The sequence below is a fragment of the Humisphaera borealis genome, assembly GCF_015169395.1.
Taxonomy (GTDB): Bacteria; Planctomycetota; Phycisphaerae; order Tepidisphaerales; family Tepidisphaeraceae; genus Humisphaera; species Humisphaera borealis.
In genome coordinates this window covers 2,432,473-2,448,597 of record NZ_CP063458.1, presented here as the reverse complement: position 1 = coordinate 2,448,597, position 16,125 = coordinate 2,432,473, and the positions used below count along the sequence as shown (strand labels likewise).

Annotated in this window: 9 protein-coding genes; 5 read left to right on the top strand and 4 right to left on the bottom strand. The window is 63.5% G+C overall.

Annotation, left to right across the window (positions count from 1 at the left end):
- Positions 1–318: 318 nt before the first annotated feature.
- Complete coding sequence (locus tag IPV69_RS09020; RefSeq protein ID WP_206294766.1) at positions 319–1,722, bottom strand: Gfo/Idh/MocA family oxidoreductase; 1,404 nt, start codon at positions 1,720–1,722, stop codon at positions 319–321.
- Between the two features lie 383 nt (positions 1,723–2,105).
- On the opposite strand from IPV69_RS09020, the gene IPV69_RS09015 reads away from it, so the two are divergent.
- The 3 genes from IPV69_RS09015 (at position 2,106) to IPV69_RS09005 (ending at position 11,390) form a co-directional block, all read left to right on the top strand.
- Entirely contained in the window at positions 2,106–3,746 is a 1,641-nt protein-coding gene (locus IPV69_RS09015) for a lipase maturation factor family protein (protein WP_206294765.1), read from the top strand.
- A 182-nt stretch (positions 3,747–3,928) separates the two neighbouring features.
- Positions 3,929–5,449: a hypothetical protein gene (locus tag IPV69_RS09010; RefSeq protein ID WP_206294764.1), complete on the top strand. Its 1,521-nt coding sequence runs from the start codon at positions 3,929–3,931 to the stop codon at positions 5,447–5,449.
- A 166-nt stretch (positions 5,450–5,615) separates the two neighbouring features.
- Positions 5,616–11,390, top strand: a complete 5,775-nt coding sequence (locus tag IPV69_RS09005; protein WP_206294763.1) for a DUF748 domain-containing protein — start codon at positions 5,616–5,618, stop codon at positions 11,388–11,390.
- 92 nt (positions 11,391–11,482) lie between these two features.
- On the opposite strand, the gene IPV69_RS09000 is transcribed toward IPV69_RS09005, so the two are convergent.
- Both IPV69_RS09000 and IPV69_RS08995 read right to left on the bottom strand, forming a co-directional pair.
- A complete protein-coding gene (locus tag IPV69_RS09000) occupies positions 11,483–12,151 on the bottom strand; it encodes a lysophospholipid acyltransferase family protein (RefSeq protein WP_206294761.1) in 669 nt (222 codons plus the stop codon).
- Positions 12,152–12,218: 67 nt separating this feature from the next.
- A complete protein-coding gene (locus IPV69_RS08995; protein WP_206294759.1) occupies positions 12,219–12,911 on the bottom strand; it encodes a lysophospholipid acyltransferase family protein in 693 nt (230 codons plus the stop codon).
- Between the two features lie 191 nt (positions 12,912–13,102).
- On the opposite strand from IPV69_RS08995, the gene IPV69_RS08990 reads away from it, so the two are divergent.
- Positions 13,103–14,407 (top strand): DUF2062 domain-containing protein, encoded by a 1,305-nt coding sequence (locus IPV69_RS08990; RefSeq protein WP_206294758.1) that lies wholly within the window; start codon positions 13,103–13,105, stop codon positions 14,405–14,407.
- On the opposite strand, the gene IPV69_RS08985 is transcribed toward IPV69_RS08990, so the two are convergent.
- Positions 14,340–15,092 carry a polysaccharide deacetylase family protein gene (locus IPV69_RS08985; RefSeq protein WP_206294757.1) on the bottom strand — a complete coding sequence of 251 codons (753 nt, stop codon included), beginning with the start codon at positions 15,090–15,092 and terminating at the stop codon, positions 14,340–14,342. The genes IPV69_RS08990 and IPV69_RS08985 overlap by 68 nt on opposite strands.
- A 335-nt stretch (positions 15,093–15,427) precedes the next feature.
- On the opposite strand from IPV69_RS08985, the gene IPV69_RS08980 reads away from it, so the two are divergent.
- Positions 15,428–16,090 carry a hypothetical protein gene (locus IPV69_RS08980; protein WP_206294756.1) on the top strand — a complete coding sequence of 221 codons (663 nt, stop codon included), beginning with the start codon at positions 15,428–15,430 and terminating at the stop codon, positions 16,088–16,090.
- The last annotated feature ends 35 nt before the right edge of the window (positions 16,091–16,125 follow it).

Below are 16,125 nucleotides of genomic sequence, written 5' to 3'. Positions count from 1 at the left end.
GACTTGATTACAGTGCTGTCAAGTTTGAACAAATGAGCCAGAAGTGTAGTTATTCAACCGCTTTTCATGGCCGCGTTGCGGCGATCGCAGTCTTCCGACAGGATCCTGCCCGGCAGAGGATCGGGCCGCACGACGCGCACCGCTCCGCTACGCGTCACGGCTAACCATAAGGCGAGATCCCGTGAAGCGCGTTCGAATGACGTCGAACGATGTCAAATCGCGGTGCGATCAGCCCAACACACAAAAAAGCCCGCGCCGGACGGGTCCGGCGCGGGCTGAAGTCTGAATTGCGCTCGCGTGCGATGAAGGCCGCGAGTTTTAGAGGGTCCAGGGGGCACGGTAGGTGCGCTTGAGGTACTGGTCCATCTCCGGGGCGTTGGTGAACTTCATGTTCGGGCCGTCCCATTCGAGCTTCTTGCCCTTGCCGAGAATCGCGATGTTCCCCAGCAGGATGAACTCGGTGAGCATGCCGGCGTAGTCGAAGTTCGACAGGGCGGCGGGGCCACCCTTGATCGCAGCGACCCACTCGGCCTTCTGGCCTTCGTCGCCCTTATCGTTGCGGGGCAGGGTTTGGGCAGGGGCCTTGTAGTCCTTGAACTGTTCCTGCGGCAGCAGAACCCAGGCTCCGCCGTAGTCGTGGGGGGAGTAGAGCATGCCCTTGGAACCGACGATGATCGAGCCGCTGTTATTGAGCTGAGGAGCCGCGCCGCCCTTGCCCTTGACGCCGGCCTGTTCGAGAACCTTTTTCACGAGTTCTTCCGGCGGGTGGACGAGCTTGCCGTCCTTCTTGCCTTCGTACCAGCTGACCTTAACCGGGGGCATGGAACCGCGGGCGTCAAATTCGTAGTCGGCCCGGCCCCAGGCGGGGTAGGTCTCCTTGTTCAGCTCTTCGCTGGAGCCGACCAGGGTCTTGGGGTAGCCGAGCTTGAGCGCCATGAACGGGAGGTTGGCGGTGTGGCAGCCCATGTCGCCGAGAGCGCCGGTGCCGTAGTCCCACCAGCCACGCCAGTTGAAGGGGTGATAGAACTTGGCGCCGTATTCACGGAAGGGAGCGGTGCCGAGCCAGAGGTCCCACTTGAGGTTCGCCGGGACGGGGGCGACTTCGGGGCGGGTCGTGATCGTGGGGCTCTGCGGCCAGACGGGGCGGTTGGTCCAGATGTGGACTTCCGTCACGTCGCCAAGTACGCCAGCCTGGATCAGCTCGACGCCTTCGCGGAGCTTGCTGCTGGCAGTGCCCTGGTTGCCCATCTGTGTGGCGACCTTGGCTTCCTTGGCGGCCAGGCGAAGAGCGCGGGCTTCCGAGACGTCGTGCGTCATCGGCTTCTGGGTGTAGACGTGCTTGCCGGCCTTGATCGCCATCATCGTCGCGACGGCGTGGGTGTGGTCGGGCGTGGAGACGGTGACGGCATCGAACTCCTTGCCCATCTTGTCGAACATCTCGCGGAAGTCGGTGAACGCCTTGGCCTTGGGGTACTTCTCGTTCTTCTTGCCGAGGCGGTCGGTGTCGACGTCGCAAATCGCGACGAGGTTGCCGAGCTTGCCGACGTGCTCAGAGTCGCTGTCTCCCTTGCCGCCGATGCCGATCGACGCGAAGTTGACCTTCTCGTTGGGGCTTTTGCTGGACAGTTCCTGCGCCATGGTCTGGCGACCCAGAACCCAATATCCGGCAGTGGCCGCGGCCGCGCCTTTAAGGATGTCACGACGGTTCATCTTCTGCGACATGGACTCTACTCCAGAGAGGTATGGGGTCGGATCGAAGGACCCTGGTATTCGGTCAACTCGGGATCAAACGATCGGGATCTGCTTCCAGGTTCGCTGCTCCGCCGGGATGGGCGACCTGCAGCCCAAAAGCATAGTTTCAGGGCCGGCGGGTCGCAACCGAATCCTTGACGGGCTTTACGGTTGCATACGGCAACCGGGTTTGGCGGTACAGCACCCTCAGCTATAGTGCTCTACCAGTCATCCCGCCGGCGTGTTGTTCGCACGATGACAAGGCGTTGGAACGGCGAGGTGGATGGGTAGCACGGCTGCGGGTTGCCTAATACGGCCGTCCCTCCGTTGCCGAAGCTACGCCCCGTCTGCTCAGCCACCCGGCATTTCTCCTTATGATGAACCGACCGACCGCGACACCTTCGCCGATCGCCTCGCCTGCCGATCGCAACGACGGCCGGCAACGGCTCAGCTTTCGGCTGTCGCGGCAAATCTTTCTTCGCGGGCTGGCGTTGGTTTACTTGTCGGCGTTTCTGTCGATGGCGTCGCAGGCCGACGGGCTCATCGGGCGGCAGGGGCTTTTGCCCGTTCACGAGTTCCTCGCATCTCGACCCGCGGACAAACCTGCTTCGCTCGCTTGGCGATACCCCACGCTTCTCTGGGTCGACCACTCCGACGCAACGATCGACGCCATCTGTCTGGGCGGAGCAATGGCGGCAACCCTGGTTGCACTGGGCCTTTTGCAGGCACCCATGCTCCTGGGCTGCTTCGTTCTCTATCTTTCTGTGGCGGTCGGCGGGCAACAGTTCTTCGACGATACGCCGTGGGATTCGCTGCTGCTCGAGACCGGCTTCCTTGCGATCTTTCTCGCACCCTGGCAGTTGTCGCTGAAGATCCACCGACAAGCCGAGCCATCAGGACTGCTGCTGTGGCTGGTCTGGTGGCTGCTGTTCCGTCTGCTGTTCGGATCGGGACTGGCGAAGATCACGCTCGCGGACCCTTCCTGGCGGGACGGGACTGCACTTTTGAAGTACTTCGTCATTCAGCCGTTGCCGGTCTTCACCAGTTGGTACGCCGCGCGATTGCCCGCCGGGCTGCTGTCGGCGGCGACCTGGGGACTGCTGTTCGCGGAACTCGTGCTTCCTTTCGCGATCCTGCTCGGGCGATGGGGTCGCCGGCTCGTGTGCCTTCCGCTGGCGGCGGTGCAGGTGCTCATTCTGGCGACCGGAAACTACGGGTTCCTCAACTACCTCGCCTTGGTGCTCTGCCTGTCGCTCCTTGATGACGCCGCCTGGCACTGGATCGCCCGATCGCTTGCTGCACCGTACCGATGGATCATGCGATCGGGATCGCCGCGAACAGCCAGCCGTTTTGTCGCGTCAACCGATGCGACGCCGTACTGGCGCTGGCCGAAAGCGGTGCCTGTTCTGATCGCGGTTTTGTTGGTCCCGGTCAGCGTCGTCCAGCTGCTGCCGCGGGCGCTTTTGGGCTCGGAGGTGCTCGCGTTGACCGAGCCGGTCGTCCGAGGCTTGCGTCCATGGCGCATCGTCAACAGCTACGGCATCTACGGGGTGATGCCATCGGAGCGGGTCGAGATGATCATCGAAGCCAGCCGCGACGGCGTGAACTGGCGTCCTTACGAGTTCAGGTTCAAGCCGGGCGATATCACCCGCGAGCCGCGTGTCGCGGCCCCTCATATGCCGCGCCTGGATTGGCTGATGTGGTCTTTGCGGTGGGGCGATCCGAAGGAGCAACTTTGGTTTCAATCGCTCCTGAAGGGATTGCTTGAGCAGCGAAAGCCGGTGGTGGGACTGATCGCCAGCGCGCCGTTCGAAGAGAATCCCGCGTTTTTGCGCGTTCGCACCTTCCGTTATCACCTGGCGTCGCCAAGCCAGCGTTCGGAGGGATATTGGTGGCGACGCGACTACCTGTTTGATTCCATCGGCGCAATTTGGCTTCGCGACCGGCCACCGATTCGAAACGGAAGTCAGACTCGGCCGGTCACGCGTCCTGTAGAGCAGAGCACACAACCGTGATCGATGTATCGGGATTCCCCGCGAATGGGCTCTAAATCCACGGCCCCCTTTGCATTGCGTGAAGTTGACGGGCTAATATCCGAGCCCAACTTGATATCGCGCCTTAATCTGTGTTCCTCTCCCGATCGGGGATAAGTCATATGCTCGGCAGAAGTGGTCCAGTGGCCTATTGGTTGATTGCCGTGTCCGCGACCTTGATGGTGTCGGGCTGTGGCAATGCCGATCGCGATAAGGTCCCCGCGCCGTTGCCCGCGCCTTCGGCGCTGACACGGTCGTCTGAGTTTTTCGGATCGCCACTTTCGGGGCCGACGAGCAAGACCATACCCGCTCCACCGCCCGCCGAAGCGCTCGCAGTGCAGGTACAGTTCGTGGCGCTGGAAAACATTCCATCAGTCGGCGTACCCCTCGGCTCTGAGGCGCGACTGATCACGGCGACGCGGCTCGGCACGCCGGTGCTGGCGTCGTCACGGTTAACCGGCACGGCCCGGTTCGTACCCTTGCAGGCCGCCGACCGATTTCAGCCGGACGTTGTCGATGCATCGCGGGGACGGGCGACCTCATTCTTTGCGGCGCGGGCCGCCGTGCCGCGTGGGGTTTCGGCGGTGTTTGAAGCGACCGCCAAAGATGCTTTTCAACTTCACATCGCCGGCACGGAATCATCGGCAACGCTGCAGATCTACGTGTATCGACCGGTGACCGTGCTTACCCCCGACATGCCCCAGCCGGTCCAGATCGCGGTCGCGATCGAGGGCCTGGCCGCTACGAAAGTGTCGGCCGACGCGCAGGAGGCTGCCGAATCGGCGACCAAGCCCGCGCCCGGTGCCAAGCCCGCCGCCCCCAAGCCGCTACCGCCGCCCGTGCAGTGGGCACAGCGCGAAATTGCGATCATTGACCGAGAAGTGACCGGTAAACAGTCGCTGGCGATCGTCGTGCCGATGTCGTTCGATGCCGCGAGCGGCAAAGCCATCGCCGTCGCGATCGAGATTGGTCCCGGAGACGCATCCGCCGAACACCTCGAAGCGCTGTCGTCGGGCATGGAGCAGATCAAACAGTCGGCGGAACTTGCCGCCCGACGTCCGACGACACTGCCTTTCGGACGCAGCGAGTCGGCCGCGTTACGGGCGGCATCGGAGTCGCTGTCGTCGGCAAGCCGGTTGCGGCCGACGCTCGTCTACCTGGCCGGGCAGACCGGTGCCCGACTCTGTGAAGACGTGGCGCTCGTCGCCGATGACAGCGTGCTCGCCAAGCTCGCCGAGCAGGGCAAGGCGACACTCGATGGCGCGCTCAACGCGGGCGTCGCCGGCGGGCCGGGCGATGCTTCTGCCGTGGGCTGGCTGCTGGACAAGGCCTCGTTCGAGCTGCTCGGAAAACTGTTCAATGAGGGAAAGTTGCCGCCGGAGTTGTCGGCAGTGCTCGCCAACCATGCCGGTGAGGCGGGTCGGAATGTGGCTTCGATTGAGGAAGTCTCACGAAACTTGGGTTCACGGCAGGATCTGGACAACCGACTGCTCGCCGAAAACCTGATCTACCTGGAAGACAGCTCTCCGTCGGCTCGCGTGCGGGCGTTCGACTGGCTTCGGGCGCGGGGACGCGCTCCGGCCGGATTCGATCCCCTCGGCACACCGAAGGAACGCCGGATCGCCTTGGAAAAAGGGATGGCGGCTGCTGCTGCCGGTCCGGCCACAGCGCCGGCCAAGCCGTAGCCCCGGTTGAGCGGGCCGAACGCCTTTTGCGACCTGTCCGCCGCTGCCACGGACGGTCGCATCTTCGAACTCCTGTTGTGACGACACGGCCCGGTTGTCGCAGCCGGCGTTCTTGCCAGGTTTCTGTTTTTGTACGTCATCTACTTTTGTTGCCCCGGAGCACGATATGTCTGAATCGAGAGTCGATCCCCTCGACCCCGGCGAACAGCCGGAAGTGAAACCCGGTGCGGATTCGGCGTCCGACGCTCCAGCTCCAGAGCCGGTCCCCACGCCGCAGAAGCCGAAGAAGAAGCGGCGAACTTGGAAGCGGCGGCTGTGGCTGGCTTTCCTCTTCCTGCTGATCGTCGGTCTGGTCATTCGGATCGCCGTGCAGGTGGCATTCCCGATCGTGCTCAACAAGGTCGCAGCCGGCTTCGGCCTCAATGCCGAGTACTCGCAGCTCCGACTTAGCATGCTGAGTGGCGACGTGGGTCTGGGACGTATCGAGTTCAAATCACAGAAGTCCGGTGAGGTGTTCGCTTCGGCGAACTATGTTCGTGCCACCATCTCCCCGCTCAAACTGCTCATCGGCAGGCTCGAAGTGTGGCGCGTCGAAGCCGACGGCGTTGACCTGAACCTCACCCGCGAAGCAGACGGCAACGTGAACGTCCTGGGCGACCTGCTCAACGCGCCCAAAACAGTGCAGGTGGAGAAAAAGGTCGTCAAAGAGGTCGCCACCTCCACCCAGATCGACCTGACCTCGCCGGCATACGTCGAGGGGTTCCGCCTGCAGCACCTTCGCGTCCACCTGACCGACAAAAGCCTGTCCCCGCCACTCAAGGCGATGGTCCAGCTTGACGTGCGCGTCGACGATGTCGGGTCCAGTGAGCGGCCGACGCAGTTCTATCTGAATCTCTACTCCGATCCGGTGCTCGACGCCCTGACGGTAGAGGGTCAGGGCCGCGTTGCCGGGGCGTCAATCGATGCCGATGTGCGCGTCGGGCTCAAAGGCCTGCACCTTCGGTCGGTTGCGCAGTACCTCGAACCGCTGGGTATCCGGCCGGTCGCATATGACCTTTCCGCGACGGCCAGCGGTACCGTCCGCGCGTCGCCGGCATCGGTCATGTCGGCGGTGACGGCGATCGCGGCGGCAACCCAGCCGAAGTCGGCCACTCAGGTCGCGACCAGTGCTTCGGCGACGCGGCCGGCCACACCGGCATCGCAACCGGAAAATCCCGCCTTCCCTGCCAACCCGAAACCTGCCGAATACGTCGGCGGCACGGTGAAGCTGAAGAACCTGGCGCTGCTGTCGGACGGCAAGGAAGCCGCAGCCTGCGACTTGTTCGAGATCGACCTGGCAAGCGCGAAGTTCGGCGTCATGCAGTTGTCACGCGTCCTGATCGACGGCGTCCGGGCAAACGCCAGCCGCAACGCCGAAGGAAACATCGTCGCGGCGGGTATGGAACTTATCCCCGTCGCGACACCCGCAACCAAACCATCCGCCCCTGTGGCGGCAGCCGGGCCGGCCGCACCGGCGACCGGACCGGCAGTGACTGCGGAGCTGGTCCCCTCGACTGCGCGTGTGTCGCTCGATCAACTGCTGCTAAAGAACGTCAGCTTGTCGTTTCAGGATCAGTTCGTCCCCCAGTCGGAAAAGATGTCGTTCGAAGTCGACTGGCTTAGCGTCAACGATATTGTCTTTGACGCAGCTAAGCCCGACGCGCAAATCAAGATCGCGGGCGCGTTCAAGTCGCCTGGCGTTGTACGGGCGATCAAGCTCAACGGAACGGCCAGGCCCTTCGCGCAGAAGCGTACGCTGAATCTGGCGTTGGACGTCAGTGGCATCGAGCCGACGATCCTCCAGCCGTACCTCGATTTCGCGGGGCTGGATTCCACGCTCAAGGACGGCTCGTTTACCGCGAACCTCGCCGCGTCCGCGACGGTGGATCCTTCTGGAAAGGTCGGTGCCGAGGCGGTTCTGGGCGGTATCAGCTTCCAGGACGGCGACGAATTGTTCGGGATGAAGAACGTCTCGTTCTCCGGCATTGCCGTGAATCCGAAGAACGGCGTGATGCGTGTCGAAGAGATCGAGATCACTGGCCCGACGCTGGCCTTCAAGCGGGAGAAGGACGGGGCGTTCTCCGGATTCGGCTTCCGTACCAAGGCGGCAACGCCGTACCCGAGACGGAAGGAGCAGCCCGAAAGCGCACCGTCCGAGCTCAAGCTCGCCAAGTTCGAACTCGGCAAGTTCACCTGGAAAGACGTTGCCGTCCGCTTCGACGACGAGGCTGCGGTACCGCCGTCGAGCGTGGCGATCGGCGACGCGGGATTTGAAATCTCCGATTTCTCGTTCGATCTGGAGGACCTCGAACCGGCGACCAAGCCCGGCAAGATCAAGGGCTGGCTCGTCGCCCCGAACATCGCCGAGAAGCTGGCGATGGAAGGTTCGCTCACATCGACCCCCGGTTCGCTGAAAGCGGACCTGTTGTTCACCGGGCAGGGCATCACCGGATCGGGGATCGCGGGGTATTTAAAAACGATTGGCGTTGAACCGCTCTTAAAGGACGGCGCGTTACTCGCCCACGTGAAGACGTCGCTCGGAAAAACGGACAAAGGCATCAAGGCGTCGCTCGCGATTGAAGACGTCGTTTACTCCGACGGGCAGACCGAGCTTGCAGGCGTGGACCGCGTGAAGCTCGGCAACATCGAGTTTTCGCCGAGCACGCTGTCGCTCGGCGTGGTGGAGATCGCCCGTCCGCGCGCGACCGTCACGCTGGAAAAGGGAAACGCGATCGTAGCCGGTGGAATCCGGATCAAGCCACCGGCAAAAGCGGCCCAACCGCCGGCCGCTCCTTTGGCGTCTACTACTCCGGCGACGCAGCCCGCCGCCGTTGCCGCCGGGAACGCCCCTGATGCTGTCGCAGCACCTGCGGCACCCGCGCCCGCGGCACCCGCACCCGCGGCCGAAGCTTTCGCGATCGCGCTCGGCGGTCTGAAGTTGACCGATGCCGCGTTGCAACTCTCCGATCAGTCGGCGGCTACCGCCGTGAACACCACTGCACGGGTGAATGTCGATCTGGGTGCTCTGCTGCTCGGTCGTGATGGCCCGCCGGCGGATTTGAAGCTCACCTTCAAGGCCGACGACATCGTCGACAGCGTCGCCGTGAACGGGAAGGTGCTTGCCAATCCCAAGACTCAGGCCGTGATGCTGAAGATTGATGTCGCCGGGCTGCGCGGGACGGCATTGGCAGGCTACCTGCCGGCGGGGACGGCCTTCAGTCTGAAGGACGGCCGGCTGACGACTGAAATCGACGCAGGGATTGAACAGTTGCCTGCCGGGGGCATGAAGGCCCGGCTGCTGGTCAATGGTCTCGATTACCGCGACGGAACAGCCGGACCGTCATTCGTGAAGCTCGACCAGTTCCGCATCGTCGCGCCGCTAATCAATCCCGACGGCGGGGCGGTCACCATTGATCAGGTCCAGCTCAATGGCTTCGAGATGGATGCCGTGCGGGCGGCGGATGGATCAATCGGCGTGATGGGCCTGGCGGTCGGGCTGCCCGCTGCGAAAGATGCCGCGCCTGCCGTTGCACCTGTCGAACCCGCACCCGCGGTTGTCGACGTGGCGACGACAAAGCCGGCTGTTGCGGCGGCGACGCAGCCGACCTCGGCACCCACCGATGTTGCCGCCGCCGTTGCCAAAGCCCGCAAAGCACCGCCGTTGATCACCGTCAACACGCTTGACCTCAACGTCCGCCGGATCGGGTACATCGACCACTCGGTGCCCGATACCAAGCCGTTGACGGTCGCCAATCTGCGATTCCGGCTGTTGGAAAAGCTCGTGATGCTCGGCAAGGACCCGGCCGGCCAGCCGCCGGCGAAGTTTCAATTGACGGGCAAAGTCGACCCGCTAATCGGCTCGATCAACGTCGGGATCACGACCGCACCGTTTGCCCAGCAGCCGACGGTCAACGCCGATGTGATTCTGAACGGGATCAACGGCGAAGGCATTTTTGCTGTTGCGCCGAAGCTCCGCGAGCTGATCGACACCGCCGACCTGAAAGACGGGGAGTTCAAGACGAAGCTCGAAGCAACAGCGAAGGTCGATCGGCGGGGGCCGATGGACGTGGATTTCAGCAAGGGTTTCGATATCGAAGCACTGGTCCACCACACCGAGTTCCGGGCCATCAAGGACGGCGACATTCTTCTGGGGCTCGACGAGATTCGCATTGAAGACGCCAAGTTCCGGCCGGTGAAGGACGACGCCGGAAAGCAGATCGCGACATCGCTGCGAATCAAGTCGATCGACCTGACCAAGCCCATGGGGCAGGTCGTTCGTGACCAGGAAGGGATTCGTATCGCCGGCCTGCTGGTGAAGATGCCGACTACGCCGGCGACCCAGCCCACCACTGGCCCGGCGACTGAGCCGGCTGTCGCGTCAACGCAGCCGGCCCAGACGCAGCCCGCCGTCGCCGAAGCTCCCGCCGCCAGTCAGCCGGCGACCGCGCCCGCGGTGGCGGTTGTGAAGCCGGCGGGAGAGATTCGCGTCGATAAGTTCACGGTCAGCGGGATCGATTTCCGCGTGATTGATCGGAGCGTCGATCCGGTGTTCGTGCTGCCGCTGACGTCGCTCGATGTGGATGTGCGCGACGCCAGCAACATGGCGATGTACGAGGAGGACCGGCCAATTCGGTTTTCTGCGAGCATGAACGCGGGCAAGGTGACCGTTCCGAAGAAGGTCAAGGGAGGCCTCATCGGTGCCGTAGGCGGCGTGGCCAACCTGATTGGCGGGGCGGCCCAGCAGCAGCCAGCGACCGCGCCGGCACCCGAGTGTGAGGATCGCGAGCTGTTCTCGCAGATTGCGGCTGGCGGCAAGCTCACGCTTTATCCGAAACCCGACGGTTACCTGAAGGTCAACGTCAGCGGCTTCGAACTTGCATCCCTCGCCGGTTTCGCAAAGCAGAAGGATATCGCGCTGTCGTATGGAACCTTCGATATGCCGCTTGACCTCCGCGGCGATGGCAAAGGGGGCTTTGTGGTCGATACCCGCCCGGCGATTACCGACCTGTCGGTGACCGAACCGGCCGGTGGCCCGATCAGCAAATACCTGGTGCTACCGGCGGCGCTCGATATCGCGATCGGCGCGGTTGAGGCGGCCGACAAATCGATCACCATTCCCGTCAAGGGCGTCACAGTCACCCCGGATGCGGCCGGCAAATACAGCGTCGGCGGTATTGGCGCGCAGATTCAGCCGGCGATCAGTAGCATATTTCTCAACGCAATTGCTGCGATCCCCGCCAAAGCCGTTACCGGGGTCGCTTCCGCGATCGGACTCGACGCGATTTTCGCCGGCCAGCAGAAGCCCGAAGTGCCGATCGTGCTGGCGTTTCCCGCCGGCTATACCGGTTTGGAGCCCGCTGAACTGACCAAGATGCGCGCCCTGGCCGAGCGAATGAAGAAGGAGCCGGAGCTGACGATTTCCGTCAAACATGATCTGGGCGGCGGCGACCTGAGCATTGCCGAGGTGCGTGCCAACCCCACCACAGCCGACGCCGCGGCGCTGGCCTCCTCGCTGCGGCAACGAAAGATCGAGCTCACGCAGTTGCGTGGCGATGTCGCCGCGTCGGCCCGAACCCGTCTGGCGGTAAGCGTCGGACCGGACGTGGACAATGCCGTGGATCGCGTGCGGGTGATCGATCGGGAACTGAGCCGCACGGAAGACGCGCTCGATCGCCTGTACGACCTGATGCGACCCGGCGCCGATCGGCAGGCTCCCAGGCGTACCCGCGTCGCCGCGCTTGATCTGGGACAGGAACGCCTCGATGCGACACGTCAGGTACTTGTTGACGCGGGCGTCCCCGATCTCGTCGACCGCCTGAAGCCGGCCAAGCCCGCATTCGCCCCAGGCGAAAGCACCGAAGGCGGAACAGTCACCATCACGCTGGTGAAAGTGAAGAAGTAGGTCTGTGGAAGGCCTTCCAGCTGTCGGCGTATTGACGGCATTCTGGATGCATCATGACGCCGGCAGCAGTCGCTGGCCGGCCGTCCTCTGGTTCAGCCGGGCGTCCGGCCGAGCTGTTTCCGATCCATCGCAGCCGAGAGGGTTTTGTAGAGCCTCGGGTAGGCGTCGCCCAGCCGCTGGACGAGATCCTGAACCGCTTCACGCTCCGGCAGTTCGGCCCTTGCCGACAGCGGCTGCCCGAAGCTAACCCCGTAGCGCGTACGCATCAGCGGTAGCCAGGCGGACGGCTTCTTGAATCGGTCGCCGCCTAGGACGACGCACGGTACCACCGGTGCGCCTGACAGGTAGGCCAGGCGGGCGATGCCCGGCTTAAACGGCCTGCCGTGGATGATCGAATCGTCGAATTCGCGGATGTGTCCTTCGGGGAACATGCTCACCAGCCGACCCTTTTTCAGCCGGTCAAGTGCGGTGCGGACGGACTTCAGATCGACACGACCGCGGTCGAGGAAGAAGCAGTTCATCTCCGTGAACAGCCGGCCGACGAACGGCACGCTCAGGAACTCGACCACGCTCATGAAGTCGATGTTGCGCGGCGTTTCGGCCATCAGCAGGGGGACGTCGTAATGGCTCAGGTGGGTTGGGGCGAGAATGACCGGGCCGGTCAGCGGCATGTTTTTCCGGCCGATGACGACGGGACGGCCCGATACCCAGAACGCGGGGTAGCAGATGGCGACGACTGTGCGGTAGGTGGAATCGCTCATCAGGTCGAAAGACTCATCAAGTGAAGTCGCACATCAAGTGAAGTCGCACATCAAGTGAAGTCGCACATCAGGCGGCCGACGATGCGTTGCCGTTTGCCGGAGCCAACGGTGAATGTGGACGCGAAGCCGTCGCGGGTTCGGCGTACGTTTCGCCGGCCATCCCTTGCAGGTCGTAGGTATCGCACAACTCGCGATAGAGCGACATCATGCCCTGCTGAACTTGTCGTCCCATTTCGGCGTAGGCGGCTTTGCGGCTCGTCCTGGTTGAGCCGGGGCTTATGGGAGCAATGGGCTCTCCGAACGCCATCCAGGCATGAGCCCGCTTGAAAGGCAGCCACGGTCCGACGCGGTTAAGTTCGTGAGTTCCCACGATGACGCAAGGAATGATCGGCACGCCGGCCCGACAGGCGATCAGCGCCGCACCGAGCTTGATCGGCCCGCCGAGACACACGCTCGCCTCACCCCGGGTGACGCCCCCTTCGGGGAAAATCCCAACGATGCGGCCGATTCTGAGTCTATCAAGGGCGGTCCGCACCGTATTGGCCGCGACGCCCTGGCGGATGACCTTGATCGCATTGAGCTTCTTTAGCGTCCAGGCCAGTACGCGGTAGCGATAGAACTCGACCCGTGCGACAAAATCGATCTGCCGCTTCATGGAAGTTGCGACGATAAACGGCTCGATGTGACTGAGATGGCTCACGGCCAGTACGTACGGTCCGTCGCGTTCGGCGAGGTGCGCCCGAAGGACGCGCAGGTTCATGGTGCAGAAAAAAGTGAACCGGCCACCGAAATGACATAGCCGGTAGAAGTTGGGACTGAGCCGTGACACAGTTTGGGAGTATACTGCGGGTCTTTCGCCGCGGAACAAGACACCCGGCAGCCGCGTCTCGTTTGGGCCGCGGCGTGCGGACGTTGCAGCGCAGCCCGGTCATGTTGGATTAGAGGAGCAGGATGGAGTTTAAGCCGGTCGTCATCGCCCCGACCTACAACAACGCCGGCACGCTTCTGGACGTGCTGCGGCGGGTCGACGCGCAGGGCGTCGCCGTGATCGCGGTGAACGACGGCTCGACCGATTCGACGGCGGCGATCCTGGAACAATGGCTCGATCATCCCGGGAATCTCCCGCGGCATATCGAGACGCACGAGAAAAATCGCGGTAAGGCCGCCGCGTTGCGAACCGGATTCGAACTGGCCAAGAAGCTCGGTTTCACGCACGCACTATCGATCGATACCGACGGCCAGCTTTCGCCCGAGCAGATTCCGCAGATGTTCGAGCTGGCACGGGCGAATCCCGAATCACTTGTGCTCGGCGTGCGCGACGCGTCTGCCGCCGACTACCCCTGGCGCAGCCGGCTTGGTCGGCGGTCGGCGAACCTGCTGATCTACATGGAATCGGGCCTGCGCGTCGCCGACAGCCAGTGCGGACTGCGCGTTTACCCGCTGGCGATGCCGGAACTGCTCAAGTGCCGCGCCGGGCGGTACGGGTTTGAGACCGAGATCATCGTCCGCGCGGGTTGGGCGGGGCGGTCGATCGCCGAGATGCCTGCGTTGTGTACCTACTTCGCCGGCGAGCGACGGGTGAGCCACTTTAGGCCGTGGGTGGACTCCATGCGGGCAGCGTTCATGCACGCTCGGCTGGTCGGTCGCCGATTGCTACCGTTCGGCGGCATTCGCGATCGTGTCGCAGAGGCCGAGTCCGATGCCGCCGCGCCTGCCGCGCCGACGCCGCACTGGCGGCGCGTGCTGAACTGGCTCAGCCCGCGCGACGCCTGGCGGCAGATCCGCCAGGACCGCCCCGAGGGCTTCAAGCGCACCGCCGCCGCCGGCGGACTGGCGATTGGTGCGTTCATCGGCTGCCTGCCGCTTTACGGGCTGCACGCGATCCTCGCGTTGTACGGTGCCAAGCGCCTTCATCTCAACCCGCTGGCGATGGTGCTGGGCACACAGGTCGCCTGCCCGCCGGTTGGGATCGTCCTTGCGATGCTCGCTGTCGGCCTGGGGCACATCGTGCGGTTCGGGCACATCCCGCCGCCCCAGGATTTCGCCCCGATGTGGGACGGCTGGGCGGGTTTCATGAAGTTGGGAAGCTGGTTCTTTATCGACTGGGCGATCGGCTCGGTCGTCGTCGGCATCGGCACGATGTTCGTCGTGTTCTTCGTCGCCGATGCGCTGCTTCGGCGGATACCGGTCAGCGAAGCGGCACCGGCGCTTGATACCCCGGCACCTGTAGAAGTTCGTCCAACCGCTGCATCCTGAGCCCGCGGTCTTTCAGTCGGCTGATGAGTATTGGCAGGGCGTCGATCGTCGGCTGCGGATCGCGGCCGGGAGAGTTGGGTTCAATCCCGTCGTGCAGCAAAAGGATGTCGCCGGCTAACGTCGGCTCGGCCAGGCGGTCAAGGATGGCGGCCGAAGTGGTCGCGACGCCGTCGCGGGCCTTGCGCGTCCAGCCGACCACCTGCTGGCCGCCTTTTCTCGCCGCCCGCATGGTGTGGAATTGCTTGATGCCCATCGGCGGGCGGAACATCGCGGGCCTGACGCCGATGATGCTGGCGATCGCCTCATCGGTCTGGCGGAGCTGGCGGTCCCAGTAGCGCTGCATCCCCCAGGAGCCGTAGTGGGAATGGTCGAAGGTGTGGTTGCCGACCAGGTGCCCCTCGGCATAAATCCGCTGAAGCAGCGCTGGTGCCCGGCGACAGTTCGCACCGATGACAAAAAACGTCGCCTTGATGCCCGCAGTACCCAGAATATCGAGCACGCGTTCAGTTGGCCCAGGTGTCGGGCCGTCGTCGAACGTCAGGGCGACCGATGGTTCGCCACCGGCCGGCCCGCGCAGGATCACCCGTCCCCAGAGCTGGCTTGAGGGTACGAAGGTGCCGTATGCGGCAATACCGCTCAGCGCGGCGGTACCCGAGGCGACGGCGATCAGGATCGATTCGGTCATCGGTAGCGGCATGATAAGGCTGACTACCGCTCAGCAAAGGCTTTGCGGTCCGCGTTCATTCGTCGACCAAAAGCCTAAGGGCTACATGCAGGTTGCGTTACCTGCGAAAGGCGAACCGTCCGCGGAACGACCTGGGTCACGTTGACCATCCCCTACCCGAGGGGTTATCACAAGCTTGAGGTACAATCGCATCGTCTCAGATCCGGAGTCGCAAATCTGAAGCTCCCAGAGCTCGAATGTCAGATGTTGGATTCCAGGTCAAGATCTGCCGTTCATTGCAATTGGCGGCGTGACACAAACGTCAGCCGCGAGATTCCTTCGCAAAGGAGCAACACATGTCCACGTTCTCAACGGTTTTTCGATGTCTCGCGGGTCGCCGGGTGATCCGCGGCGTTCTTGGAACGCTCGGCCTCGCGGTTTTCCTTGGTGGCAATGTCGCCGGTAGTTGTTCGATGGGAAGCAAGGTTTCGTCGATCGACGTGCCGATGGAATACAAGCCGCGATCGGCCGATTCGCCGGTCACCCGCACACCGACCGGCCAGCCGCTGAAGCTGTACTTGTCGCCGACGGTGGACAGCCGCAACGATCCGCGGACGATCGGCACCAATACCGAAGACGAGACCCCGATTCCCGTCTACGCTGCCGGCAAAACACCCGCCGACTTTGTTACTGACGTCCTGAAGCAGGAGATGACCACCGCCGGACTCGAAGTAACCGGCGACGTGTCGAGCACACAGCGGCAGATCGATTCGGAGTTGATCCAGTTCAACGTCACCGAAGGCGGCACCTACAAGGCGATCGTTCAGATCCGCCTGAAGGTCGTCGATCCGACGGGCAAGGTGCTGTGGCAGGGAGTCGGCTCCGGAGACGGCAGTAACTACGGCAAAAGCAAGAATGCGACAAACTATCAAGAGACCTACAGCGACGCACTGAAGCGGGCGATTCTGAAGGTCATCTCCGATCCGAAGTTCACCGAGGCGGTCAGCAGCGGTCAGTAGACGCGCAAGCGATGAAAGAGCCCGGCCTCGTGGCA

Excerpts from the sequence above, each read along its gene's own strand:
- IPV69_RS09020 (WP_206294766.1), bottom strand. The coding sequence starts at position 1,722 with ATGTCGCAGAAGATGAACCGTCGTGACATCCTTAAAGGCGCGGCCGCG.
- IPV69_RS09015 (WP_206294765.1), top strand. The coding sequence starts at position 2,106 with ATGATGAACCGACCGACCGCGACACCTTCGCCGATCGCCTCGCCTGCC.
- IPV69_RS09005 (WP_206294763.1), top strand. The coding sequence starts at position 5,616 with ATGTCTGAATCGAGAGTCGATCCCCTCGACCCCGGCGAACAGCCGGAA.
- IPV69_RS09000 (WP_206294761.1), bottom strand. The coding sequence starts at position 12,151 with ATGAGCGATTCCACCTACCGCACAGTCGTCGCCATCTGCTACCCCGCG.
- IPV69_RS08995 (WP_206294759.1), bottom strand. The coding sequence starts at position 12,911 with ATGAACCTGCGCGTCCTTCGGGCGCACCTCGCCGAACGCGACGGACCG.
- IPV69_RS08990 (WP_206294758.1), top strand. The coding sequence starts at position 13,103 with ATGGAGTTTAAGCCGGTCGTCATCGCCCCGACCTACAACAACGCCGGC.
- IPV69_RS08985 (WP_206294757.1), bottom strand. The coding sequence starts at position 15,092 with ATGACCGAATCGATCCTGATCGCCGTCGCCTCGGGTACCGCCGCGCTG.
- IPV69_RS08980 (WP_206294756.1), top strand. The coding sequence starts at position 15,428 with ATGTCCACGTTCTCAACGGTTTTTCGATGTCTCGCGGGTCGCCGGGTG.